This is a genomic window from Streptomyces sp. NPDC002785 (genome assembly GCF_040295565.1).
Classification (GTDB): Bacteria; Actinomycetota; Actinomycetes; order Streptomycetales; family Streptomycetaceae; genus Streptomyces.
On record NZ_JBEOVN010000120.1, the window covers coordinates 1 to 22660 of the forward strand.

Consider the following 22660-nt stretch of genomic DNA (forward strand, 5'->3'; position numbering starts at 1 on the left):
CCCGCGCCGACACGGCGGCACGTTTCTGCGGAGGGGTGTCAGCCCTCGTCGTGGGCGACGGCGCGGCGCGCGTCGGCGTCCAGCACGCCCCAGCTGATCAGCTGTTCCGTGAGCACGGACGGCGACTGGTCGTAGATCACGGCCAGCGTGCGCAGGTCGTCCTGGCGGATCGACAGCACCTTGCCGTTGTAGTCGCCGCGCTGGCTCTGGATCGTCGCGGCATAACGCTGCAGCGGTCCGGCCTTCTCCGGCGGGACGTGGGCGAGGCGCTCCAGGTCCAGGACAAGCTTCGGCGGCGGCTCGGCGGCCCCGCCAGGCGTCGTACCGGGCAGGAGTTCCTGCACCGGGACTCCGTAGAAATCCGCGAGCTCGGCGAGGCGCTGTACGGTCACGGCACGGTCGCCGCGCTCGTACGAACCGACCACGACGGCCTTCCAGCGGCCCTGGGACTTCTCCTCCACGCCATGGAGGGAGAGGCCCTGCTGGGTGCGGATGGCACGGAGTTTGGCCCCGAGCTGTTTTGCGTATTCGCTGGACATAAGGCTCCCCGGACGCTGGAACATTTTGCGGCTCCGCCGCGTGGCTGGTAACTCACTGTGAGGTTACGCAGCGTTACTTGGATGCGTCAAGCCGAATGGTCCGGACCGGCACCTCCCGGGGGGTGCTACCAGAGCATGGCGCAACCCCTGGTAGCGTTGATGACGCAATTTCGACGTCCTTTAAGGTCCGTCCAGTGAGGCGGAGAAGGAGGTCCGTTTCTTATGGACGCACAGCATGAAGCCACCGGCAACGCGGCACGCCCCGTTCTGGAGGCTCCCGACATCGCCCGGGCACTGACCCGAATCGCTCACGAAATCGTCGAACGCGCCAAGGGTGCCGACGATGTGGTGCTTCTCGGCATTCCGACGAGGGGCGTCTTCCTCGCCGACCGGCTCGCGGAAAAACTCCAAGAGATCACCGGCCGGAAGATGCCGGTCGGCTCGCTCGACATCACGATGTACCGCGACGACCTGCGGCTGCGCCCTGCGCGCGCCCTGGCCCGTACCGAGATCCCCGGCGAGGGCATCGAGGGCCGCCTGGTCGTCCTCGTCGACGATGTCCTCTTCTCGGGCCGCACGATCCGCGCCGCGCTCGATGCGCTGGGCGACATCGGCCGGCCCCGCGCGGTGCAGCTCGCGGTCCTCGTCGACCGCGGTCACCGCGAACTCCCGATCCGTGCCGACTACGTCGGCAAGAACCTCCCCACGTCGCTGCGGGAGACGGTCAAGGTCCAGCTCGCCGAGGAGGACGGCCGCGACGCCGTGCTGCTCGGTGTCCAGCAGACCGCCCCGGCGGGCGCGCAGTAACTGCACTTCACCCGTACGGCGTACCTCGAAGCCGTACGGCAGTTTCCGCACGTCCGCATGCCTGAACCCTCCAGCCATCCGGAGAACACCCAGATGAAGCGTCACCTCATCTCGGCCGCCGATCTCACCCGCGACGACGCCGTCCTGATCCTCGACACCGCCGAGGAGATGGCCCGGGTCGCGGACCGGCCGATCAAGAAGCTCCCCACCCTGCGCGGCCGTACCGTCGTCAACCTCTTCTTCGAGGACTCGACGCGCACCCGCATCTCCTTCGAGGCCGCCGCCAAGCGCCTCTCCGCCGATGTCATCAACTTCTCCGCGAAGGGCTCGTCCGTCTCCAAGGGCGAGTCGCTCAAGGACACCGCACTGACCTTGGAGGCGATGGGTGCCGACGCCGTCGTCATCCGGCACGGCGCCTCCGGTGCCCCGTACCGCCTCGCCACCTCCGGTTGGATCGACGGTGCCGTCGTCAACGCAGGCGACGGCACCCACGAGCACCCCACCCAGGCGCTTCTGGACGCCTTCACCGTGCGCCGCCGCCTGGTCGGGGCCGACAGCGGTCTCGGCCGGGACCTCGAAGGCCGCCGGATCACCATCGTCGGCGACATCCTGCACAGCCGGGTGGCCCGCTCCAACGTCCATCTGCTGAATACGCTCGGCGCCCACGTCACCCTGGTGGCCCCGCCGACCCTCGTCCCCGTCGGCGTCGAGCAGTGGCCGTGCGACGTCAACTACAGCCTCGACGAGGTGCTGCCGAAGTCCGACGCGGTGATGATGCTCCGTGTGCAGCGCGAACGGATGAACGCCGCGTACTTCCCGACCGAGCGCGAGTACTCCCGCCGCTACGGCCTGGACGGCGACCGCATGGCGAAGATGCCCGAGCATGCCATCGTCATGCACCCCGGCCCGATGGTCCGGGGCATGGAGATCACCGCAGAGGTCGCCGACTCCGACCGGTGCACGGTCGTCGAGCAGGTCGCCAACGGCGTCTCGGTCCGCATGGCCGTCCTGTACCTGCTGCTGGGCGGCTCCGGGCCCGCCACCCCGTCCCACCCGTCGCCCGCCACCCCCTCCCGTACCGAGGAGAACAAGTAATCATGAGCAAGATCCTTATCCGCGGCGCGAAGATCCTCGGCGGCGAACCCCAGGACGTCCTGATCGACGGGGAGACCATCGCGGCGGTCGGTGCCGGTATCGACGCCGGTGACGCGACCGTCGTCGAAGCCGAGGGCCAGATCCTGCTGCCCGGCCTCGTCGACCTCCACACCCACCTGCGCGAGCCCGGCCGCGAGGACTCCGAGACCGTCCTCACCGGGACGAAGGCGGCGGCCGTCGGTGGCTTCACCGCCGTCCATGCCATGGCCAACACCTTCCCGGTCGCCGACACCGCCGGTGTCGTCGAGCAGGTCTGGCGACTCGGCAAGGAGTCCGGCTACTGCGACGTGCAGCCGATCGGCGCCGTCACCGTCGGCCTGGAGGGCAGGAAGCTCGCCGAGCTCGGCGCCATGCACGATTCGGCCGCCGGAGTGAAGGTCTTCTCCGACGACGGCAAGTGCGTCGACGACGCGGTGATCATGCGACGCGCGCTGGAGTACGTGAAGGCCTTCGACGGCGTCGTCGCCCAGCACGCCCAGGAGCCCCGCCTCACCGAGGGCGCCCAGATGAACGAGGGCATCGTCTCCGCGGAACTCGGCCTCGGCGGCTGGCCCGCCGTCGCCGAGGAGTCGATCATCGCCCGCGACGTACTGCTCGCCGCCCACGTCGGCTCCCGGGTGCACATCTGCCACCTGTCGACCGCCGGCTCCGTCGAGATCGTCCGCTGGGCCAAGTCCAAGGGCTGGAACGTCACCGCCGAGGTCACCCCGCACCACCTGCTCCTCACCGACGAGCTCGTACGGTCCTACAACCCGGTCTACAAGGTGAACCCGCCGCTGCGCACCGAGGCCGACGTCACGGCCCTGCGCGAGGCGCTCGCCGACGGCACCATCGACTGCGTCGCCACCGACCACGCCCCGCACCCCCACGAGGACAAGGACTGCGAGTGGGCCGCCGCCGCCATGGGCATGGTGGGCCTGGAGACCGCGCTCTCCGTCGTCCAGCAGACGATGGTGGACACCGGTCTCATCGACTGGGCGGGCGTCGCCGACCGGATGTCGTTCCGTCCGGCCGCCATCGGCCGTCTCGACGGACACGGCCGGCCCGTCTCGGCCGGTGAGCCCGCCAACCTCACGCTGGTCGATCCGGCATACCGTGGTGTTGTGGACCCCGCAGGCTTCGCCTCCCGCAGCCGCAACACTCCCTACGAGGGTCGCGAGCTGCCGGGCCGAGTCACCCACACCTTCCTGCGGGGCCGTGCCACGGTCGTCGACGGGAAGCTCGCGTGACATCACTCACCCCCCTGTACCTCCAGCTCGCCGCCGAGCAGAAGTCGGCCGAAGTGACCGGCTGGTCCGCTCGCATCAGCTGGGTCATCGGACTGATCGTCCTCATCGCCTTCGTCTACTGGCTGATGCGCCAGGGATGGAAGTGGCGGGGGAGTCTCCAGTCCGATCTGCCGGAGCTCGCGACCACCCCGGAGGGGTTCGCGGACGGCGAGAAGCTGCTGACGCTGACCGGCCGGTACCACGCCTCGACCACCGCCGGGCAGTGGCTCGACCGGATCGTCGCCCATGGCCTCGGTACCCGCAGCCGCGTCGAGCTCACCCTGACCGACCAGGGCCTCGACGTCGTACGCCCCGGGGCAGCCGACTTCTTCGTCCCGGCCGCCGCACTGCGCGAGGCCCGGCTCGACAAGGGCATCGCCGGCAAGGTCCTCCCCGAGGGCGGCCTGCTGATCATCACCTGGGCGCACGGCGACAAGCTGATCGACTCCGGTTTCCGCTCCGACCACTCGGCCGAGCACCCGGCCTGGGTCGAGGCCATCGAACAACTCACCAGCACTACGGAAGGCACCGCACGATGACGATCTCCACCCGGGGAGCCGCCAAAGCTCCCGCTGTACTCGTCCTGGAGGACGGCCGCGCCTTCCGCGGCCGCGCCTACGGGGCCGTGGGGGAGACCTTCGGCGAGGCGGTGTTCTCCACCGGCATGACCGGCTACCAGGAGACGCTGACCGACCCCTCGTACCACCGCCAGGTCGTCGTGATGACCGCCCCGCACGTCGGCAACACCGGGGTGAACGACGAGGACCCCGAGTCGAAGCAGATCTGGGTCGCCGGATACGTCGTCCGCGACCCCGCCCGGGTGCCCTCCAACTGGCGCTCGCAGCGCTCGCTCGACGAGGAGCTGGAGCGCCAGGGCGTCGTCGGCATCAGCGGCATCGACACCCGCGCCCTCACCCGTCACCTCCGCGAGCGCGGCGCCATGCGTGTCGGCATCTTCTCCGGTGACGCCATCGCCGACGACGCCACGCTGCTGGCCCGCGTCCAGGAGGCCCCCCAGATGGTGGGCGCCGACCTCTCCGCCGAGGTCGCCACCAAGGAGGCGTACGTCGTCCCCGCGATCGGTACGAAGAAGTTCACCGTCGCCGCGATCGACCTGGGTATCAAGGGCATGACCCCGCACCGGATGGCCGAGCGCGGCATCGAGGTGCACGTGCTGCCCGCCACCGCCACCCTGGAGGAGGTGTACGCGGTCGAGCCCGACGGCGTCTTCTTCTCCAACGGCCCCGGTGACCCGGCCACCGCCGACCACCCGGTCTCCGTCATGCAGGGCGTCCTGGAGCGGAAGACCCCGCTCTTCGGTATCTGCTTCGGCAACCAGATCCTGGGCCGCGCCCTCGGCTTCGGCACCTACAAGCTGAAGTACGGCCACCGCGGCATCAACCAGCCGGTGCAGGACCGCACGACCGGCAAGGTCGAGGTCACCGCACACAACCACGGCTTCGCCGTCGACGCCCCGCTGGACAAGGTGTCGGACACGAAGTTCGGCCGCGCCGAGGTCTCCCACGTCTGTCTGAACGACCAGGTCGTCGAGGGGCTGCAACTCCTCGACCAGCCTGCCTTCAGCGTTCAGTACCACCCCGAAGCAGCCGCGGGCCCGCACGACGCCGCGTACCTCTTCGACCGCTTCGTATCCCTGATGGAGGGCCAGCGTGCCTAAGCGCTCCGATATCCAGTCCGTCCTGGTCATCGGCTCCGGCCCGATCGTCATCGGTCAGGCCGCCGAGTTCGACTACTCCGGCACCCAGGCCTGCCGCGTACTCAAGGCCGAGGGCCTGCGCGTCATCCTGGTGAACTCCAACCCGGCGACGATCATGACCGACCCGGAGATCGCCGACGCCACGTACGTCGAGCCGATCACCCCCGAGTTCGTCGAGAAGATCATCGCCAAGGAACGCCCCGACGCGCTGCTCCCCACACTGGGCGGCCAGACCGCGCTCAACACCGCGATCTCCATGCACGAGAACGGTGTCCTGGAGAAGTACGGCGTCGAGCTCATCGGCGCCAACGTCGAGGCCATCAACAAGGGCGAGGACCGCGACCTCTTCAAGGGTGTCGTCGAGGCCGTCAACGCCAAGATCGGCCACGGCGAGTCCGCCCGCTCGGTCATCTGCCACTCCATGGACGACGTCCTGGCGGGTGTCGAGACGCTCGGCGGCTACCCCGTGGTCGTCCGCCCCTCCTTCACCATGGGCGGCGCCGGCTCAGGCTTCGCCCACGACGAGGAGGAGCTGCGCCGGATCGCCGGCCAGGGCCTCACGCTCTCCCCGACCACCGAGGTGCTCCTGGAGGAGTCCATCCTCGGCTGGAAGGAGTACGAGCTGGAGCTGATGCGCGACAAGCACGACAACGTCGTGGTCGTCTGCTCCATCGAGAACTTCGACCCGATGGGCGTTCACACGGGTGACTCGATCACCGTCGCCCCGGCGATGACGCTCACCGACCGCGAGTACCAGCGACTACGCGACATCGGCATCGCGATCATCCGCGAGGTCGGCGTCGACACCGGCGGCTGCAACATCCAGTTCGCCATCGACCCGACCGACGGCCGCGTCATCGTGATCGAGATGAACCCGCGCGTCTCCCGCTCCTCGGCGCTCGCCTCGAAGGCCACCGGCTTCCCGATCGCCAAGATCGCCGCCAAGCTGGCCGTCGGCTACACGCTCGACGAGATCCCGAACGACATCACCGAGAAGACCCCGGCCTCCTTCGAGCCGACCCTCGACTATGTCGTCGTCAAGGCCCCGCGGTTCGCCTTCGAGAAGTTCCCCTCCGCCGACTCCACCCTCACCACCACCATGAAGTCGGTGGGCGAGGCCATGGCGATCGGCCGGAACTTCACCGAGGCGCTCCAGAAGGCGCTGCGCTCGCTGGAGAAGAAGGGCTCGCAGTTCTCCTTCACCGGTGAGACCGGCGACAAGGCCGAGCTGCTGGCCGAGGCGGTCCGCCCGACCGACGGCCGGATCAACACCGTCATGCAGGCGATCCGGGCCGGCGCCACCCAGGAAGAGGTCTTCGACGCCACGAAGATCGACCCCTGGTTCGTCGACCAGCTCTTCCTGATCAAGGAGATCGCCGACGAGCTGGCCGGCGCGGACGAGCTCGACCCCGAGCTGCTCGCCGAGGCCAAGCGTCACGGCTTCTCCGACGCGCAGATCGCCGACATCCGCAGTCTGCGCGAGGACGTCGTGCGCGAGGTGCGGCACGCCCTGGGCATCCGCCCGGTCTACAAGACGGTCGACACCTGCGCCGCCGAGTTCGCCGCGAAGACGCCGTACTTCTACTCCAGTTACGACGAGGAGAGCGAGGTCGCGTCCCGCACCAAGCCCGCGGTGATCATCCTCGGCTCCGGCCCCAACCGCATCGGCCAGGGCATCGAGTTCGACTACTCCTGCGTCCACGCCTCCTTCGCCCTGAGCGACGCGGGCTACGAGACCGTGATGGTCAACTGCAACCCGGAGACCGTCTCCACCGACTACGACACCTCCGACCGCCTGTACTTCGAGCCGCTGACGCTCGAGGACGTGCTGGAGATCGTGCACGCCGAGTCCCTCGCGGGCCCGGTCGCCGGTGTCATCGTCCAGCTCGGCGGCCAGACCCCGCTGGGTCTGTCGCAGGCGCTCAAGGACAACGGCGTGCCCGTCGTCGGTACGTCCCCGGAGGCCATCCACGCCGCCGAGGACCGCGGCGCCTTCGGCCGCGTCCTGGCCGAGGCCGGACTCCCGGCCCCGAAGCACGGCACCGCCACCACGTTCGCCGAGGCCAAGTCCATCGCCGACGAGATCGGCTACCCCGTCCTCGTACGCCCCAGCTATGTGCTCGGCGGCCGCGGCATGGAGATCGTGTACGACGAGACGCGGCTCTCCTCGTACATCGCCGAGTCCACCGAGATCAGCCCCACCCGGCCGGTCCTGGTCGACCGCTTCCTCGACGACGCGATCGAGATCGATGTCGACGCGCTCTACGACGGCACCGAGCTCTACCTCGGCGGCGTCATGGAGCACATCGAGGAGGCCGGCATCCACTCCGGCGACTCCGCCTGCGCGCTGCCCCCGATCACGCTCGGCGGCTTCGACATCAAGCGGCTGCGCGCCTCCACCGAGGGCATCGCCAAGGGCGTCGGCGTACGCGGACTGATCAACATCCAGTTCGCGCTCTCCGGCGACATCCTGTACGTGCTGGAGGCCAACCCGCGCGCGTCGCGCACCGTCCCCTTCACCTCGAAGGCGACCGCGGTACCGCTCGCCAAGGCAGCTGCCCGGATCTCGCTGGGCGCGACCGTCGCCGAGCTGCGCGCGGAGGGCCTGCTCCCGGCCAACGGCGACGGCGGAACCCTGCCGCTCGACGCACCGATCTCCGTCAAGGAGGCCGTCATGCCGTGGTCGCGCTTCCGCGACATCCACGGCCGCGGCGTCGACACCGTCCTCGGCCCGGAGATGCGTTCCACCGGTGAGGTCATGGGCATCGACTCGGTCTTCGGCACGGCGTACGCCAAGTCACAGGCCGGCGCCTACGGCCCGCTGCCCACCAAGGGCCGCGCCTTCATCTCGGTCGCCAACCGCGACAAGCGCTCGATGATCTTCCCGGCGCGCGAACTCGTCGCACACGGCTTCGAGCTGCTCGCCACCTCGGGCACCGCCGAGGTCCTCAAGCGCAACGGCATCAACGCCACGGTCGTGCGCAAGCAGTCCGAGGGCGTGGGACCGCAGGGCGAGAAGACCATCGTCCAGCTGATCCACGACGGCGAGGTCGACCTGATCGTCAACACGCCGTACGGCACGGGCGGCCGCCTCGACGGCTACGAGATCCGTACCGCCGCCGTGGCCCGGTCCGTGCCGTGCCTGACGACGGTCCAGGCGCTCGCCGCCGCCGTCCAGGGCATCGACGCACTCACCCACGGAGACGTCGGCGTCCGTTCCCTCCAGGAACACGCGGAGCGTCTGACCGCGGCCCGCGACTAGCAGTCCAGCAGGGGGACACCGGAAACGGTGTCCCCCTCTCCGTGAGGACACCGAGGACACCCGATGTACAAATTCTTCTTCCAGCTGGTCTTCAAGCGGATGGACCCGGAGCAGGCGCACCACCTGGCCTTCCGCTGGATCCGCCTCGCCGCCCGCGCCCCCGTGCTGCGTACCTTCGTCGCTGCCGCGCTCGCCCCCCGCTACAAGGAGCTGCGCACCGAGGCCCTCGGCCTGCGGATGCACGGCCCCTTCGGCCTCGCCGCCGGCTTCGACAAGAACGCCGTCGCGATCGACGGTATGTCGATGCTCGGTTTCGACCACATCGAGATCGGTACGGTCACGGGCGAGCCGCAGCCCGGCAACCCCAAGAAGCGTCTCTTCCGCCTCGTCGCGGACCGCGCGCTGATCAACCGCATGGGCTTCAACAACGAGGGCTCCGCGGCCGTGGCCGAGCGCCTGGCCACCCGCAACCCGGTCTTCCGGACCACGGTCGGCGTCAACATCGGCAAGACCAAGGTCGTGCCGGAGGCCGAAGCCGTCGGCGACTACGTGAAGTCGACCGAACGGCTCGCCCGCCACGCCGACTACCTCGTCGTGAACGTCTCCTCGCCCAATACCCCCGGCCTGCGCAACCTCCAGGCCACCGAGGCGCTCCGGCCCCTGCTCAGCGCCGTGCGCGAGGCAGCCGACCGGACCGTCACCGACCGGCGGGTCCCTCTGCTCGTCAAGATCGCCCCGGACCTCGCGGACGAGGACGTCGACGCGGTCGCCGATCTCGCGGTCGAGCTGGGCCTGGACGGCATCATCGCCACCAACACCACCATCGCCAGGGACGGCCTCGGCCTGAAGTCCTCGCCGTCCCTGGTCAAGGAGACCGGCGGGCTGTCCGGTGCGCCCCTCAAGGCGCGCTCCCTGGAGGTCCTGGGCCGCCTGTACGCGCGGGTGGGCGACCGGATCACCCTGGTCGGTGTCGGGGGCATCGAGAACGCCGAGGACGCCTGGCAACGCATTCTCGCCGGCGCCACGCTCGTCCAGGGCTACAGCGCCTTCATCTACGAGGGCCCGTTCTACGCGCGGGCCATCCACAAGGGCCTCGCCGCGCGCCTGGCCGCCTCCCCGTACGCCACCCTCGCCGAAGCCGTCGGCGCAGAAACCAGGAAGGCCTCCGCATGATCCCGGAACCGTTCGGCGCACGCCTGCGCCGCGCCATGGACACCCGCGGGCCGCTCTGCGTCGGCATCGACCCGCACGCCTCGCTCCTCACCGCCTGGGGCCTGAACGACGACGTCGCAGGTCTGGAGCACTTCACACGTACGGTCGTCGAGGCACTGGCGGACCGGGTCGCCGTCCTCAAGCCGCAGTCCGCGTTCTTCGAGCGCTTCGGCTCGCGCGGCATCGCTGTTCTGGAGAAGGCAGTCGAGGAGGCGCGGGCGGCCGGTGCACTCGTCCTGATGGACGCCAAGCGCGGCGACATCGGCTCCACCATGGGTGCCTACGCGGCGGCCTACCTGGACAAGGACTCACCGCTGTTCTCGGACGCGGTCACCGTCTCGCCGTACCTCGGCTTCGGTTCGCTGCGCCCGGCGCTCGACGCGGCCGTCCTCTCCGGCGCGGGTGTCTTCGTGCTCGCCCTCACCTCCAACCCGGAGGGCGCTCAGGTGCAGCGCGCCACCGCCGCCGACGGCCGTTCGCTGGCCCAGCTGATGCTCGACCACATGGCCGCCGAGAACGAGGGGGCCGCCCCGCTCGGCTCCGTCGGCGCGGTGGTCGGTGCCACCCTCGGGGACGCGGGCGTGAATCTGGCGATCAACGGCCCGCTGCTCGCCCCCGGGATCGGCGCCCAGGGTGCGACGCCCTCGGACCTGCCCAGTGTCTTCGGCGACGAGGTGGGGAATGTGGTGCCCAGCGTGAGCCGTGGCGTACTGAGCCGGGGACCGGACATGGCGGGGCTGCGCGCAGCCGCCGACCGGCTCACGGACGAGGTCCGGGCGGCCGTCGCAGGTAGGTGAGCATGCCACGTAACAAGGTGTTGACTGAATCCTGACCAAAAAACTCGGTTGTTATTGCCTGAAATGTCCTGGTCGGCTGAGGCTGACCAGGACTTTTCGTTGGTTCTCGCTGACTCGAGCGGCCTTGGCCGCTAGTCTCCGTCGAGAGCCGACGTACACAAGTTGTCCGTCGCTCACCTGGTGTGGAGCGCTCAACATCCTCACCGGTCCGTATCCGACAGATCGACATCCGAGGTGACGTAGGCGTGGCTCTTCCGCCCCTTACCCCTGAACAGCGCGCAGCCGCGCTCGAAAAGGCCGCCGCGGCTCGCCGGGAGCGGGCCGAGGTCAAGAATCGACTCAAGCACTCCGGCGCCTCCCTCCATGAGGTCATCAAGCAGGGCCAGGAGAACGACGTCATCGGCAAGATGAAGGTCTCCGCCCTCCTGGAGTCCCTGCCGGGCGTGGGCAAGGTCCGCGCCAAGCAGATCATGGAGCGGCTCGGCATCTCCGAGAGCCGCCGGGTCCGGGGTCTCGGCTCCAATCAGATCGCATCCTTGGAGCGCGAGTTCGGCGGCAGTGCCGCCTGACGTTCTCAGGCACCCCTGAGAACCTGGATAATCGCTTCATGGCTGCAACATCCCGGGGGACGTCCCCCGTATCCCCGGACGTACGTCCGCGGCTGACCGTGCTCTCCGGCCCCTCGGGGGTCGGCAAGAGCACGGTCGTCGCTCATATGCGCAAGGCCCACCCCGAGGTATGGCTCTCGGTGTCGGCGACGACCCGAAAGCCGCGCCCCGGCGAGAGCAACGGTGTCCACTACTTTTTCGTGGACAACGACGAGTTCGACAAGCTGATCGCCAACGGCGAGCTGCTGGAGTGGGCCGAGTTCGCCGGTAACCGGTACGGCACGCCCCGCCGCGCCGTGCTCGACCGCTTGGAGGCGGGCGAGCCGGTGCTGCTGGAGATCGATCTCCAGGGCGCCCGGCTGGTCCGCCAGTCGATGCCGGACGCCCGGCTCGTCTTCCTGGCCCCGCCGAGCTGGGAGGAGCTGGTGCGCCGGCTCACCGGCCGCGGGACCGAGTCCGCCGAGGTGATCGAGCGCCGGCTCGCCGCCGCCAGGATCGAACTGGCCGCCGAGTCCGAGTTCGATACGACGCTGGTCAACACCTCGGTCCAGGACGTGGCACGTGAGCTGCTAGCCTTGATGCTGGAGGTTTCCGGCCACCGTGCCGACAGCTGACTGACGCAGTCGGCACACGCGGCAATGCGGAACTCCGCACTGTCAAAGATTTCTTTGATCTTTACCCCCTTCGGAAGGCAGAGAGTGTCCTCTTCCATCACCACGCCCGAGGGCATCATCAACCCGCCGATTGATGAGCTCCTCGAGGCCACCGACTCGAAGTACAGCCTCGTGATCTACGCCGCCAAGCGCGCGCGCCAGATCAACGCGTACTACTCGCAGCTCGGCGAGGGTCTCCTGGAGTACGTCGGTCCGCTCGTCGACACCCACGTGCACGAGAAGCCGCTCTCGATCGCGCTCCGCGAGATCAACGCGGGCCTGCTCACCTCCGAGGCCATCGAGGGCCCCGCGCAGTAAGCAGGAATTGCACCTTCACCACAGGCCCGGCGGCCACGGCTGCCGGGCCTGTGGTGTGTCCGGGGCGACAGCATCGGACCGGGTGTGGTGAGGCAGCATGGGGGTGTTCGTATCCGAGTGCGGGGAGACGCAGTGGACAAGCCGAAGGTCGTTCTTGGGGTCAGCGCGGGCATCGCCGCATACAAGGCGTGCGAGCTGCTGCGTCGGCTGACCGAGTCAGGTCACGACGTCAGGGTCGTCCCGACCGAGTCGGCGCTGCACTTCGTGGGTGCGGCCACCTGGTCGGCGCTCTCGGGCCACCCGGTGCCGACGGAGGTCTGGAGCGACGTCCACGAGGTGCCGCACGTCAGGATCGGGCAGGGCGCCGACCTGGTCGTCGTCGCCCCGGCCACCGCCGACATGCTCGCCAAGGCCGCTCACGGTCTCGCCGACGACCTGCTCACCAACACGCTCCTCACCGCACGCTGTCCGGTCGTCTTCGCGCCCGCCATGCACACCGAGATGTGGGAGCACCCCGCTACCCAGGAGAACGTCGCCACGCTGCGCCGCCGCGGCGCCGTCGTCATCGAGCCCGCCGTCGGCCGGCTCACCGGCGTCGACACCGGAAAGGGCCGGCTGCCCGACCCCGGGGAGATCTTCGAGGTCTGCCGCCGGGTGCTGGCCCGCGGACCCGTCGAGGCCGACCTGGCCGGCCGTCACGTCGTGATCAGCGCGGGTGGTACGCGGGAGCCGCTCGACCCGGTGCGTTACCTCGGCAACCGTTCCTCCGGCAAGCAGGGCTACGCCCTGGCCCGCACCGCGGTCGCCCGCGGCGCCCGGGTCACCCTCATCGAGGCCAACACCGGCCTGCCCGACCCGGCCGGCGCCGACGTCCTGCACGCAGGAACCGCCATACAGCTGCGCGAGGCCGTGCTGAAGGCCGCGGCGGACGCCGATGCGGTCGTGATGGCGGCGGCGGTCGCCGACTTCCGCCCCGCCGAGTACGCGACGGGGAAGATCAAGAAGAAGGACGGTCAGGAGCCCGCGCCCATCAAACTCGTCCGCAATCCCGACATCCTCGCCGAGATCGCCGGTGAACGCGCCCGGCCGGACCAGATCGTCGTCGGTTTCGCCGCCGAGACCGACAACGTCCTCACCAACGGCCGTGAGAAGCTCCGCCGCAAGGGCTGCGATCTCCTCGTCGTCAATGAGGTGGGGGAGCGCAGGACATTCGGCTCCGAGGAGAACGAAGCGGTGGTCCTCGCAGCCGACGGCGGTGAGACCCCGGTGCCGTTCGGCCCCAAGGAGGCGCTCGCCGACACGGTCTGGGATCTCGTGTCGTCGCGGCTGCGATGAAATTCTCGTTTCACGTCTTCACGCAAGCCAAAACCCCTGGAATATGGGCGTAAATGGCTTTCTCGAGAGGCGATTTTCGTACAGCGACGGTCCGTGCAACAGGTCACAGAACTACCAAAGGGCGAGACACCTTGTCCGCCGAGCGATAGTGACGGATAAACTGACCCCCGGACCGTGCCGGGCGCAGCTCCCGGCGGTCCGCCAAATGATCAGCCAGCAGCCGCTGCAACCCCAGGGAGCGATGTGTCCCGCCGTCTCTTCACCTCGGAATCTGTCACCGAGGGTCACCCCGACAAGATCGCTGACCAGATCAGCGACACCATTCTCGACGCGCTGCTCCGCGAGGACCCCCGGTCCCGTGTCGCCGTCGAGACCTTGATCACCACTGGTCTGGTGCATGTTGCGGGTGAGGTCACGACCAAGGCCTACGCCGACATTCCGACCCTCGTACGCAACAAGGTTCTCGAGATCGGCTACGACTCCTCCAAGAAGGGCTTCGACGGCGCCTCCTGCGGTGTCTCGGTGTCCATCGGTGCGCAGTCGCCCGACATCGCGCAGGGCGTCGACACCGCGTACGAGAAGCGGGTCGAGGGCGATGAGGACGAGCTCGACAAGCAGGGCGCCGGCGACCAGGGCCTGATGTTCGGCTACGCCTGCGACGAGACGCCCGAGCTCATGCCGCTCCCGATCTACCTGGCGCACCGGCTGTCGCGCCGGCTCTCCGAGGTCCGCAAGAACGGGACCATTCCGTACCTGCGCCCGGACGGCAAGACCCAGGTCACCATCGAGTACGACGGCGACAAGGCCGTCCGTCTCGACACGGTCGTCGTCTCCTCGCAGCACGCCAGCGACATCGATCTCGACTCGCTGCTCGCGCCCGACATCCGCGAGTTCGTCGTCGAGCATGTGCTTGCGCAGCTGATCGAGGACGGCATCAAGCTGGACACCGACGGCTACCGGCTGCTGGTCAACCCGACCGGGCGCTTCGAGATCGGCGGGCCGATGGGCGACGCCGGCCTGACCGGTCGCAAGATCATCATCGACACCTACGGCGGCATGGCCCGCCACGGCGGTGGCGCCTTCTCGGGCAAGGACCCGTCGAAGGTCGACCGCTCGGCTGCGTACGCCATGCGCTGGGTCGCCAAGAACGTCGTCGCCGCGGGCCTCGCCGCCCGTTGCGAGGTGCAGGTCGCATACGCGATCGGCAAGGCCGAGCCCGTCGGTCTGTTCGTCGAGACGTTCGGCACTGCCGCGATCGAGACCGAGAAGATCGAGCACGCCATCGGCGAGGTCTTCGACCTCCGCCCGGCCGCGATCATCCGCGACCTCGACCTGCTCCGCCCGATCTACGCCCAGACCGCGGCGTACGGCCACTTCGGCCGCGAGCTTCCCGACTTCACCTGGGAGCGCACGGACCGCGTGGACGCGCTGCGCACGGCGGCCGGGCTGTAAGTCCGCCGCTCTCCGTCTGTACGCCGGGGCCCGGATGCCGCACATGGTGTCCGGGCCCCGGTGCGTGCGGCCGCCGGTGCCGGTGTCAGTGGTGTCTGGTAGGAATTTGGCTGTGAGCAGCGAGAACGAGCGATCCGAGGACCCCGCGGGCGGGGCCCCGGAGCAGCTTGCGCTCATTCGGGAGACGGTGCGGAAGGCCAAGGTGCCGCGGGCCAAACCGCGGACCTGGCGCGGAGCCGCGCTCGCCAAGGAGCTGCCCGTCGCCCGGGTGCTGGTCAACAAGGGCGTGCTCCATCTCGACCAGTACTTCGACTACGCCGTGCCCGAGGAGCTCGACGCCGACGCACAGCCCGGAGTGCGGGTGCGGGTGCGATTCGGGGCCGGGGGGCGCAATGTCCGCGGCGGGCGGCGCGAAGGGGGCGGGCTGATCGACGGGTTCCTCGTCGAGCGGCTTGCCGAATCGGACTACCCGGGAGCCCTGGCCGCGCTGGCCTATGTCGTATCGCCCGAACCGGTGCTGGGACCGGAGCTGCTGACCCTCGCGCGGGCTGTCGCCGACCGTTACGCGGGCAGCCTCGCCGATGTGCTGCAGCTCGCCGTGCCGCCCAGGAATGGACGGGCCGAGTCCAAGCCCTCGCCGGAGCCGCTGCCGCCGCCCCCGACGCCGTCGGCCGGGACCTGGGAGCGGTACGCACAGGGGCCCGCGTTCCTGCGGGCGCTGGCCGAGGGCGGTGCGCCCCGGGCCGTATGGACCGCGCTGCCCGGACCGCACTGGCCCGAGGAGATCGCCAGGGCCATGGCCTCGACGCTTGCCTCCGGTCGTGGCGCACTCGTCGTCGTGCCGGACGGCCGGACCGCGGGACGGGTGGATGCCGCGCTCACCGAGCTGCTCGGCGAGGGCCGCCACGCGCTGCTGACCGCCGACTCCGGACCGGAGAAGAGGTACCGGGAGTGGCTGGCAGTTCGGCGCGGCTCCGTGCGGGCGGTCGTCGGGACGAGGGCCGCGATGTTCGCACCCGTCGCCGACCTCGGCCTGGTCGCCGTCTGGGACGACGGGGACTCCAGCCACAGCGACGACAACGCCCCCTTCCCGCACGTTCGCGAAGTGCTCGAGCTACGGGCCGCGCACGGCCGGTGCGCATTCCTGCTCGGCGGTACGAACTGCACCGTGGAGGCCGCACAGCTGGTGGAGAGCGGCTGGGCGCTGCCGCTGCGCGCGGACCGGGAGCAGCTGCGCATCGCGGCGCCCCTGGTGCGTACGGTCGGCGACGGGGAGCTGGCGCGGGACGGGGCCGCGAGGGCCGCCCGGCTGCCCAGCCTGGCATGGCAGACGGTACGGGACGGGCTGCGCAGCGGCCCCGTCCTGGTCCAGGTGCCGCGCCGTGGATACGCACCGCGGCTGGCCTGTGAGCGCTGCCGTGAACCCGCCCGGTGCCGGCACTGCGCCGGACCGCTTCAGGCACCGGACCAGCGGGATCTCGATTGCGCCTGGTGCGGGCGGGCCGAGACCGCCTGGCACTGTGTCGCCTGCGGCTCCAACCGGCTGCGGGCCCGGATCGTCGGCGCCCGCCGCACCGCCGAGGAGCTCGGCCGGGCGTTTCCCGCGGTACCGGTACGGACGTCGGGCCGCGACCACATCCTGGACTCGGTGCCGGACGTGCCGGCGCTGGTCGTCAGCACCCCCGGGGCCGAACCCGTCGCCGAGGGCGGATACGCGGCGGCGCTGCTGCTGGACGGCTGGGCGATGGTCGGGCGCCCCGACCTGCGGGCCGGCGAGGAGGCGCTGCGCCGCTGGACGGCCGCGGCCTCGCTGGTAAGGGGGCAGCCGGAGGGCGGCACGGTGGTGATCGTCGCCGAGCCCACGCTGCGGCCCGTGCAGGCCCTGGTGCGCTGGGACCCGGTCGGACACGCCCGCCGTGAGCTGGCGGAACGGGCCGAGCTCGGCTTCCCGCCGGTGTCCCGGATGGCCTCGGTGACCGGCTCGCCGGAGGCGCTTGCCGCGTTTCTCACGGCCGCCGAACTGCCGCCGGAGGCCGAGGTACTCGGCCCCGTCCCGGTGCCGGGTGCCGAGCCAGGCAGGCCCCGCAGGCCCTGGGACGCACCGCCGGGGGAGTCCTGGGAGCGGGCGCTGCTCAGGGTGCCGCCTGGGAGCGGCGCGGCGCTTGCGGCCGCGCTGAAGGCGGCGCAGGCGGCGCGGATGTCCCGGGGGAGCGGTGCGCAGGTCCGGATCAGGGTGGATCCGCCGGACATCGGGTGACGGTGCGGCGGGGTGGAGCCGGGCGAGGAGATGCGGCTGCCCCGCCGCGCGTCGGGCGCGGCGGGGCAGGGGGTGGGGTGGTCAGCCGTTGCGTGGGCCGGGGAAGATGCCCGGGCGTACGTCCTCGCGCAGGGACGGGCGGTCCATCGACGGCTGCGGGGGCATGGAGCGTGCGGCGGGTACGGCGGGCAGTGCCGGCGCATTGGCGGAGCCGGGCGCAATGGGCAGGGGGCGCGGCACCGTGGTCTCCGCGGTGGCCTCGGCCGCTCCCGGCTGCCGGGCGTTGCGGCGGGCGCCGTAGCGGCGGTGCACCGCCTGCTTCGTGACCCCGAGCGCGGAGCCCACCGCGTCCCAGGAGAAGCCCAGCGAGCGGTCGAAGTCCACTGCCGCGGTGACCAGGGTCTCGACGCTGTCCCGCAGCTCCTGAGCCAGCCTGACGGTGGGGGCCGGGGCCCTGCCGTAGACGACGAAGCCCGTGGACGGGCCGGAGCGGCGCGGACGGTAGACGTTGCCCAGTTGGGCGGTGAGCGTGCGCAGCGCGTCCACCTGCCGCCGGACCCGCTCGATGTCCCGCACCAACAGATGCAGGCTGGCCCGCGCTTGGGCGTCGTGGGTTGCGTGGTCGGCCATGAAGAAGCCTCTCGAACCGGCGTTGAAAGGGATCGGGCCGCACCGTGGCGGCTCGCTTCGGTCAATCTCTCTTGACCAACGCGTCAGCCGGGGATCTGGTCACGGTGCAGGGGCGCGTGTGCATATCCAAGGGGCGCGCAGTCATGCGTACGCCCCCCGGTCGCCCGGCCCATAGACTTGTGCGTTGCTCGTCACCGTACGTTTCGGCCTGAGAGGCAGTCAGCCACCCATGAAGCTCGTCTTCGCAGGTACCCCCGAGGTAGCCGTACCCGCCCTGGACGCCCTGATCGCCTCCGACCGGCACGAGGTGGCCGCCGTCGTCACCCGGCCCGACGCCCCCGCCGGGCGAGGGCGCCGCCTGGTCGCCAGCCCCGTCGCCGAGCGCGCCGAGGAGGCCGGGATCGAGGTGCTCAAGCCCGCCCGCCCGCGCGACGAGGGCTTTCTGGCGCGACTGCGGGAGATCGGCCCGGACTGCTGTCCGGTCGTCGCCTACGGGGCGCTGCTGCCCAAGCCCACGCTGGACGTGCCCGCCCGCGGCTGGGTCAACCTCCACTTCTCGCTGCTGCCCGCCTGGCGCGGCGCGGCCCCCGTACAGCACGCGATCATGGCTGGGGACGAGGTGACCGGTGCGTCGACCTTCCTGATCGAGGAGGGGCTCGACTCCGGCCCGGTGTACGGCGTCCTCACCGAAGAGGTACGGCCCACCGACACCAGCGGTGACCTGCTTACCCGGCTTGCGTTCGCCGGTGCGGGGCTGCTCGTCGCGACCATGGACGGCATCGAGGACGGCACGCTGCACGCCGTACCGCAGCCTGCCGACGGTGTCACCCTCGCACCGAAGATCACCGTCGAGGACGCCCAGGTGCAATGGTCCGCCCCTGCCCTGCGGGTCGACCGGGTGGTGCGCGGCTGCACTCCCGCTCCCGGGGCGTGGACGCTGTTTCGCGGGGAGCGGTTGAAGGTGATCCAGGCGGTGCCCGTGCTGGACCGTGCCGATCTGGCGCCCGGCGAGCTGTCGGCGGCCAAGAACAATGTGTACGTGGGCACCGGATCGCACGCCGTCGAGCTGCTCTGGGTCCAGCCGCAGGGCAAGAAGCCGATGCGGGCCGCGGACTGGGCCCGCGGGGTGCGGATCGTCCACGGCGAGCTGCTGGGAATCTAGTCTTCCGAGTCGCGGAATGCGGGGCCGGGGCGGCGACGTACGCTGGGAGGGTTCGCCCTCTCACCATCAGCGGAGCACCTTTCACGTGAACGACCAGCACAGTCGCCGCCCTGCCAAGCCGCATCGCCGCCCCAAGAAGGACCCCGTCCGGTTCCTCGCCTTCGAAGCGCTCAGGGCCGTCGACGAACGCGATGCGTACGCCAACCTCGTCCTTCCTCCGCTGCTGAAGAAGGCCCGCGCCAAGGGCGACTTCGACAACCGGGACGCGGCGCTGGCGACCGAGCTGGTCTATGGGACGCTGCGCCGCCAGGGGACGTACGACGCGATCGTCGCGGCCTGTATCGACCGGCCGCTGCGCGAGGTCGACCCGCCGGTCCTGGACGTGCTCAACATGGGCGTGCACCAACTGCTCGGCACCCGTATCCCCACCCACGCGGCGGTCTCCGCCAGCGTGGAACTGGCCCGGGTGGTGCTCGGCGAAGGGCGGGCCAAGTTCGTCAACGCCGTGCTCCGGAAGGTCTCCGCGGACGACCTCGACGGCTGGGTGGCGCGCGTCGCCCCGTCGTACGACGAGGACGCCGAGGACCACCTCGCGGTCGTGCACTCGCACCCGCGTTGGGTCGTCTCCGCCCTCTGGGACGCGCTGGGCGGCGGCCGTGCCGGGATCGAGGACCTTCTCGAAGCGGACAACGAACGGCCCGAGGTCACTCTGGTCGCCCGCCCCGGCCGCTCCACGACCGACGAACTGCTCACCGCCCTCGGTGACGAGAACGGCCTGCCCGGCCGCTGGTCGCCCTATGCCGTACGGATGGCGGAGGGCGGCGAGCCCGGTGCGCTGGCCGTCGTGCAGGAGGGCCGAGCCGGGGTCCAGGACGAGGGCAGCCAGCTGGTGGCCGCCGCCCTGGCCAACGCACCGCTGGAGGGCAGCGACACCCGGTGGCTCGACGGCTGTGCGGGGCCCGGCGGCAAGGCCGCCCTGCTCGGCGCACTCGCCGCCGAACGCGGCGCCGCCCTGCTCGCCGCCGAGAAGCAGCCGCACCGGGCCCGCCTCGTGGAGCGCGCGCTGGCCGGCAACCCCGGCCCGTACCAGGTGATCGTCGCCGACGGCACCCGCCCGCCGTGGCAGCCCGGCTCCTTCGACCGGATCCTGATGGATGTGCCGTGCTCGGGCCTCGGCGCGCTGCGCCGCCGCCCGGAGGCGCGCTGGCGCCGCCGCCCGGAGGACCTGGAGAGCTTCGCACCGCTGCAACGCGGTCTGCTGCGTGAGGCATTGAAGGCGGTACGGGTCGGCGGCATCGTCGGTTACGCGACCTGCTCGCCGCATCTCGCGGAGACCCGGGTCGTCGTCGAGGACGTACTCAAGGGGCGTGGCGGCCGGCCGGTCGAGGCGGAGTGGGTCGATGCCCGCCCGCTGATGCCGGGAGTGCCCGCGCTGGGCGACGGTCCCGACGTCCAGCTGTGGCCACATCTGCACGGCACGGACGCGATGTACCTGGCGCTGCTGCGCCGTACCGCCTGAGGCGGCGGCCGGGGACGTGCTCGCCTCGACCCGGGTCGAGGCGATCGACGAGTCCGGACCTCAGGTCCGGATCACGGTCACCGGCAAGGACGGCACCCAGCAGGTACTGGAGGCCGACAAGGTGCTGCAGGCGATCGGCTTCGCGCCGAACGTCGACGGCTACCGGGATTCATTCGCAGTGCATCGGCCTTCAGGCCGGTGGTGAAGCGAATCTTTCGTTGTGCCACCCAGTGGCACAGTCTCTTGCCCTGCGGAGCAGGGTGTTGTTCCTGGGCGCGGGGTGTGAAGCGTCTGATGGCCTTCCGGTGGAGTCGGACTGTGCTGGTCGGGCGGGCCGGTTCTGTTGCTCGATGTACTGCTTGACGGTGCTCAGAGGTGCGCCGCCGGCGGTGCCGGCGAAGTAGGAGCCGGCCCAGAGCTTGTTGGCTCGCCAGTAGTGCGGGGTGAGGTCGTCGAATTCCTGGCGCAGGCGCCGTGAGGAGACTCCCTTGAGGGAGTTGACGAGTTTGGTCACGGCGACCTTGGGCGGGAAGTTCACGAGCAGGTGTACATGGTTGTCCTCGCCGTTGAACTCCACGAGCTCGCACTCGAAGTCCGTACAGACCGCCTGCATGATCTCCTCCATGCGCCGAAGATGGACGTCCTTGAACACCTTGTGCCGAAACTTGGTCACAAAGACCAAATGGACGTGCATCACGAAAGCACAGTGGCGGCCAGTACGGATGTTCTCCATGTCAGGCATAACCCAAGTATGTAGGGTGCCGGTCATGCAGCTTCGGTACGCCTTCAGGCTGTACCCGGAGCCCGGCCAACGCGTCGCGCTGGCCCGGGCGTTCGGGTGCGCGCGTGTCGTCTTCAACGACGCGGTGCGTACCCGCGAGGACGCCCACAAGGCCGAGTTGTCCTACCCGAGCGCCGCCGATCTGTCCCGGCGGTTGATCACCCAGGCCAAGCGGACTCCGGAACGTGCCTGGCTGGCCGAGGTCTCCTCGGTTGTCCTGCAACAGGCGCTGCGGGATGTGGAGGCCGCGTACAAGAACTTCTTCGCCTCCCTGAAGGGCGAGCGCAAGGGCCCGAAGACGGGTGCCCCCCGCTTCAGATCACGCAAGGACCGCAGGCAGTCGATCCGGTTCACGGCGAATGCCCGCTGGAAGATCACCGATGGCGGGAAGCTGCTGCTGCCGAAGATCGGCGAGATCAAGGTCAAGTGGTCCCGGAGCCTGCCGGTGGCGCCGTCGAGTGTGACGGTGATCCTGGATGCGGCGGGCCGGTACTTCGCGTCCTTTGTCGTCGAGACCGATCCTGACACGGACCGGGAGCGCTGGGAGGGGCCGGCACCCGATGCCGCGATCGGCATCGATCTGGGGCTCACGCACTTCGCGGTCCTCTCCGACGGCACGAAGATCGACTCCCCGCGGTTTCTGCGCCGGGCGGAGAAGAAGCTGAAGAAAGCCCAGCGGGACCTGTCCCGCAAGCAGAAGGGTTCGAAGAACCGGGAGAAGGCCCGCACAAAGGTCGCCCGTGCCCACGCCGCCGTAGCCGATGCGCGCAAAGAGTTCCACCATCAGTTGTCCACGAAGCTGATCCGCGAGAATCAAGCGATCGCGGTGGAGAACCTGGCGGTATCGGGACTCGCGCGCACGAGGCTGGCGAAGAGTGTGCACGACGCGGGCTGGTCGCAGTTCGTGAACATGCTGGAGTACAAGGCCGAACGGTTCGGGCGGACGTTTGTGAGGATCGACCGGTTCGAGCCCACCAGCCAGATCTGCTCCACCTGCGGTCACCGCGACGGACCCAAACCCCTGGATGTGCGGGAGTGGACGTGTCCCGCGTGCGGCACCCATCACGACCGGGACCACAACGCCGCACAGAATGTGAAAGCGGCCGCCGGACTGGCGGTATCGGCCTGCGGAGCGCGGGTAAGACCAGAACCTGTTCTGGCGCAGCGCGAAGAAACAGGAAGCCACGG

The 22660-nt window shown here is 70.1% G+C and carries 19 protein-coding genes and 2 pseudogenes; 18 read left to right on the plus strand and 3 right to left on the minus strand.

Translation table 11 applies throughout. The features are described 5' to 3' along the window. Positions 1 to 38 precede the first annotated feature (38 nt). Entirely contained in the window at positions 39 to 539 is a 501-nt protein-coding gene (gene bldD / locus ABTZ94_RS24560; protein WP_014157378.1) for a transcriptional regulator BldD, read from the minus strand. A gap of 222 nt (positions 540 to 761) precedes the next feature. On the opposite strand from bldD, the gene pyrR reads away from it, so the two are divergent. The 14 genes from pyrR to ABTZ94_RS24630 all read left to right on the plus strand — a co-directional run bounded on the left by pyrR (position 762) and on the right by ABTZ94_RS24630 (position 17380). After that, positions 762 to 1346: a bifunctional pyr operon transcriptional regulator/uracil phosphoribosyltransferase PyrR gene (gene pyrR / locus ABTZ94_RS24565; protein ID WP_351203440.1), complete on the plus strand. Its 585-nt coding sequence runs from the start codon at positions 762 to 764 to the stop codon at positions 1344 to 1346. A gap of 93 nt (positions 1347 to 1439) precedes the next feature. Next, complete coding sequence (locus tag ABTZ94_RS24570; protein WP_351203470.1) at positions 1440 to 2441, plus strand: aspartate carbamoyltransferase catalytic subunit; 1002 nt, start codon at positions 1440 to 1442, stop codon at positions 2439 to 2441. 2 nt (positions 2442 to 2443) lie between these two features. Continuing rightward, on the plus strand, positions 2444 to 3730 hold the full coding sequence (locus ABTZ94_RS24575; protein WP_351203442.1) for a dihydroorotase: 1287 nt from the start codon (positions 2444 to 2446) through the stop codon (positions 3728 to 3730). After that, a complete protein-coding gene (locus tag ABTZ94_RS24580) occupies positions 3727 to 4308 on the plus strand; it encodes a PH-like domain-containing protein (protein ID WP_351203444.1) in 582 nt (193 codons plus the stop codon). Before ABTZ94_RS24575 ends, ABTZ94_RS24580 begins: the two co-directional genes overlap by 4 nt. Then, positions 4305 to 5447 carry a glutamine-hydrolyzing carbamoyl-phosphate synthase small subunit gene (gene carA / locus ABTZ94_RS24585; protein ID WP_351203446.1) on the plus strand — a complete coding sequence of 381 codons (1143 nt, stop codon included), beginning with the start codon at positions 4305 to 4307 and terminating at the stop codon, positions 5445 to 5447. Before ABTZ94_RS24580 ends, carA begins: the two co-directional genes overlap by 4 nt. After that, positions 5440 to 8748: a carbamoyl-phosphate synthase large subunit gene (gene carB / locus ABTZ94_RS24590; protein WP_351203448.1), complete on the plus strand. Its 3309-nt coding sequence runs from the start codon at positions 5440 to 5442 to the stop codon at positions 8746 to 8748. Before carA ends, carB begins: the two co-directional genes overlap by 8 nt. Before the next feature lie 63 nt (positions 8749 to 8811). Next, the gene (locus ABTZ94_RS24595; RefSeq protein WP_351203450.1) at positions 8812 to 9921 is read left to right on the plus strand and encodes a quinone-dependent dihydroorotate dehydrogenase; all 1110 of its coding nucleotides are present in this window, start codon (positions 8812 to 8814) and stop codon (positions 9919 to 9921) included. After that, positions 9918 to 10757 (plus strand): orotidine-5'-phosphate decarboxylase, encoded by an 840-nt coding sequence (gene pyrF / locus ABTZ94_RS24600; RefSeq protein WP_351203452.1) that lies wholly within the window; start codon positions 9918 to 9920, stop codon positions 10755 to 10757. Before ABTZ94_RS24595 ends, pyrF begins: the two co-directional genes overlap by 4 nt. Before the next feature lie 245 nt (positions 10758 to 11002). Continuing rightward, complete coding sequence (locus ABTZ94_RS24605; RefSeq protein ID WP_014157387.1) at positions 11003 to 11326, plus strand: integration host factor; 324 nt, start codon at positions 11003 to 11005, stop codon at positions 11324 to 11326. A gap of 38 nt (positions 11327 to 11364) precedes the next feature. Further along, a complete protein-coding gene (gene gmk, locus ABTZ94_RS24610; RefSeq protein WP_351203454.1) occupies positions 11365 to 11979 on the plus strand; it encodes a guanylate kinase in 615 nt (204 codons plus the stop codon). 84 nt (positions 11980 to 12063) lie between these two features. Beyond that, a complete protein-coding gene (rpoZ, locus tag ABTZ94_RS24615; protein WP_003970369.1) occupies positions 12064 to 12336 on the plus strand; it encodes a DNA-directed RNA polymerase subunit omega in 273 nt (90 codons plus the stop codon). Positions 12337 to 12468: 132 nt separating this feature from the next. Continuing rightward, complete coding sequence (coaBC, locus tag ABTZ94_RS24620) at positions 12469 to 13671, plus strand: bifunctional phosphopantothenoylcysteine decarboxylase/phosphopantothenate--cysteine ligase CoaBC (RefSeq protein ID WP_351203456.1); 1203 nt, start codon at positions 12469 to 12471, stop codon at positions 13669 to 13671. Between the two features lie 243 nt (positions 13672 to 13914). After that, positions 13915 to 15123: a methionine adenosyltransferase gene (gene metK / locus ABTZ94_RS24625; protein ID WP_351203458.1), complete on the plus strand. Its 1209-nt coding sequence runs from the start codon at positions 13915 to 13917 to the stop codon at positions 15121 to 15123. Between the two features lie 112 nt (positions 15124 to 15235). Then, positions 15236 to 17380: a primosomal protein N' gene (locus tag ABTZ94_RS24630; RefSeq protein ID WP_351203460.1), complete on the plus strand. Its 2145-nt coding sequence runs from the start codon at positions 15236 to 15238 to the stop codon at positions 17378 to 17380. 81 nt (positions 17381 to 17461) lie between these two features. Here the strand turns inward: ABTZ94_RS24630 and ABTZ94_RS24635 are convergent, their stop codons facing one another. After that, on the minus strand, positions 17462 to 18010 hold the full coding sequence (locus ABTZ94_RS24635; RefSeq protein ID WP_351203462.1) for a hypothetical protein: 549 nt from the start codon (positions 18008 to 18010) through the stop codon (positions 17462 to 17464). Positions 18011 to 18239: 229 nt separating this feature from the next. On the opposite strand from ABTZ94_RS24635, the gene fmt reads away from it, so the two are divergent. The 3 genes and pseudogenes from fmt to ABTZ94_RS24650 form a co-directional block, all read left to right on the plus strand. Next, positions 18240 to 19172, plus strand: coding sequence for a methionyl-tRNA formyltransferase (fmt, locus tag ABTZ94_RS24640; protein WP_351203464.1), 933 nt, complete (start codon positions 18240 to 18242; stop codon positions 19170 to 19172). Positions 19173 to 19257: 85 nt separating this feature from the next. Further along, positions 19258 to 20691 carry an RsmB/NOP family class I SAM-dependent RNA methyltransferase gene (locus tag ABTZ94_RS24645; protein ID WP_351203466.1) on the plus strand — a complete coding sequence of 478 codons (1434 nt, stop codon included), beginning with the start codon at positions 19258 to 19260 and terminating at the stop codon, positions 20689 to 20691. Positions 20692 to 20704: 13 nt separating this feature from the next. Beyond that, a pseudogene (locus ABTZ94_RS24650) lies at positions 20705 to 20854 on the plus strand (dihydrolipoyl dehydrogenase); the annotation flags it as partial. Positions 20855 to 21022: 168 nt separating this feature from the next. On the opposite strand, the pseudogene tnpA reads toward ABTZ94_RS24650, so the two are convergent. Further along, positions 21023 to 21433 (minus strand): annotated as a pseudogene (tnpA, locus tag ABTZ94_RS24655) (IS200/IS605 family transposase); the annotation flags it as partial. 25 nt (positions 21434 to 21458) lie between these two features. Between tnpA and ABTZ94_RS24660 the strand changes: the two are divergent. Next, positions 21459 to 22660: RNA-guided endonuclease InsQ/TnpB family protein (locus ABTZ94_RS24660; protein WP_351203468.1), on the plus strand; the 1202-nt coding region annotated here is incomplete at its 3' end.

What these genes read in the sequence shown, in the direction of transcription:
- bldD (WP_014157378.1), bottom strand. Translation starts at nt 539, where the DNA reads ATGTCCAGCGAATACGCAAAACAGCTCGGGGCCAAACTCCGTGCCATC.
- pyrR (WP_351203440.1), top strand. Translation starts at nt 762, where the DNA reads ATGGACGCACAGCATGAAGCCACCGGCAACGCGGCACGCCCCGTTCTG.
- ABTZ94_RS24570 (WP_351203470.1), top strand. Translation starts at nt 1,440, where the DNA reads ATGAAGCGTCACCTCATCTCGGCCGCCGATCTCACCCGCGACGACGCC.
- ABTZ94_RS24575 (WP_351203442.1), top strand. Translation starts at nt 2,444, where the DNA reads ATGAGCAAGATCCTTATCCGCGGCGCGAAGATCCTCGGCGGCGAACCC.
- carA (WP_351203446.1), top strand. Translation starts at nt 4,305, where the DNA reads ATGACGATCTCCACCCGGGGAGCCGCCAAAGCTCCCGCTGTACTCGTC.
- ABTZ94_RS24595 (WP_351203450.1), top strand. Translation starts at nt 8,812, where the DNA reads ATGTACAAATTCTTCTTCCAGCTGGTCTTCAAGCGGATGGACCCGGAG.
- pyrF (WP_351203452.1), top strand. Translation starts at nt 9,918, where the DNA reads ATGATCCCGGAACCGTTCGGCGCACGCCTGCGCCGCGCCATGGACACC.
- gmk (WP_351203454.1), top strand. Translation starts at nt 11,365, where the DNA reads ATGGCTGCAACATCCCGGGGGACGTCCCCCGTATCCCCGGACGTACGT.
- ABTZ94_RS24635 (WP_351203462.1), bottom strand. Translation starts at nt 18,010, where the DNA reads ATGGCCGACCACGCAACCCACGACGCCCAAGCGCGGGCCAGCCTGCAT.
- fmt (WP_351203464.1), top strand. Translation starts at nt 18,240, where the DNA reads ATGAAGCTCGTCTTCGCAGGTACCCCCGAGGTAGCCGTACCCGCCCTG.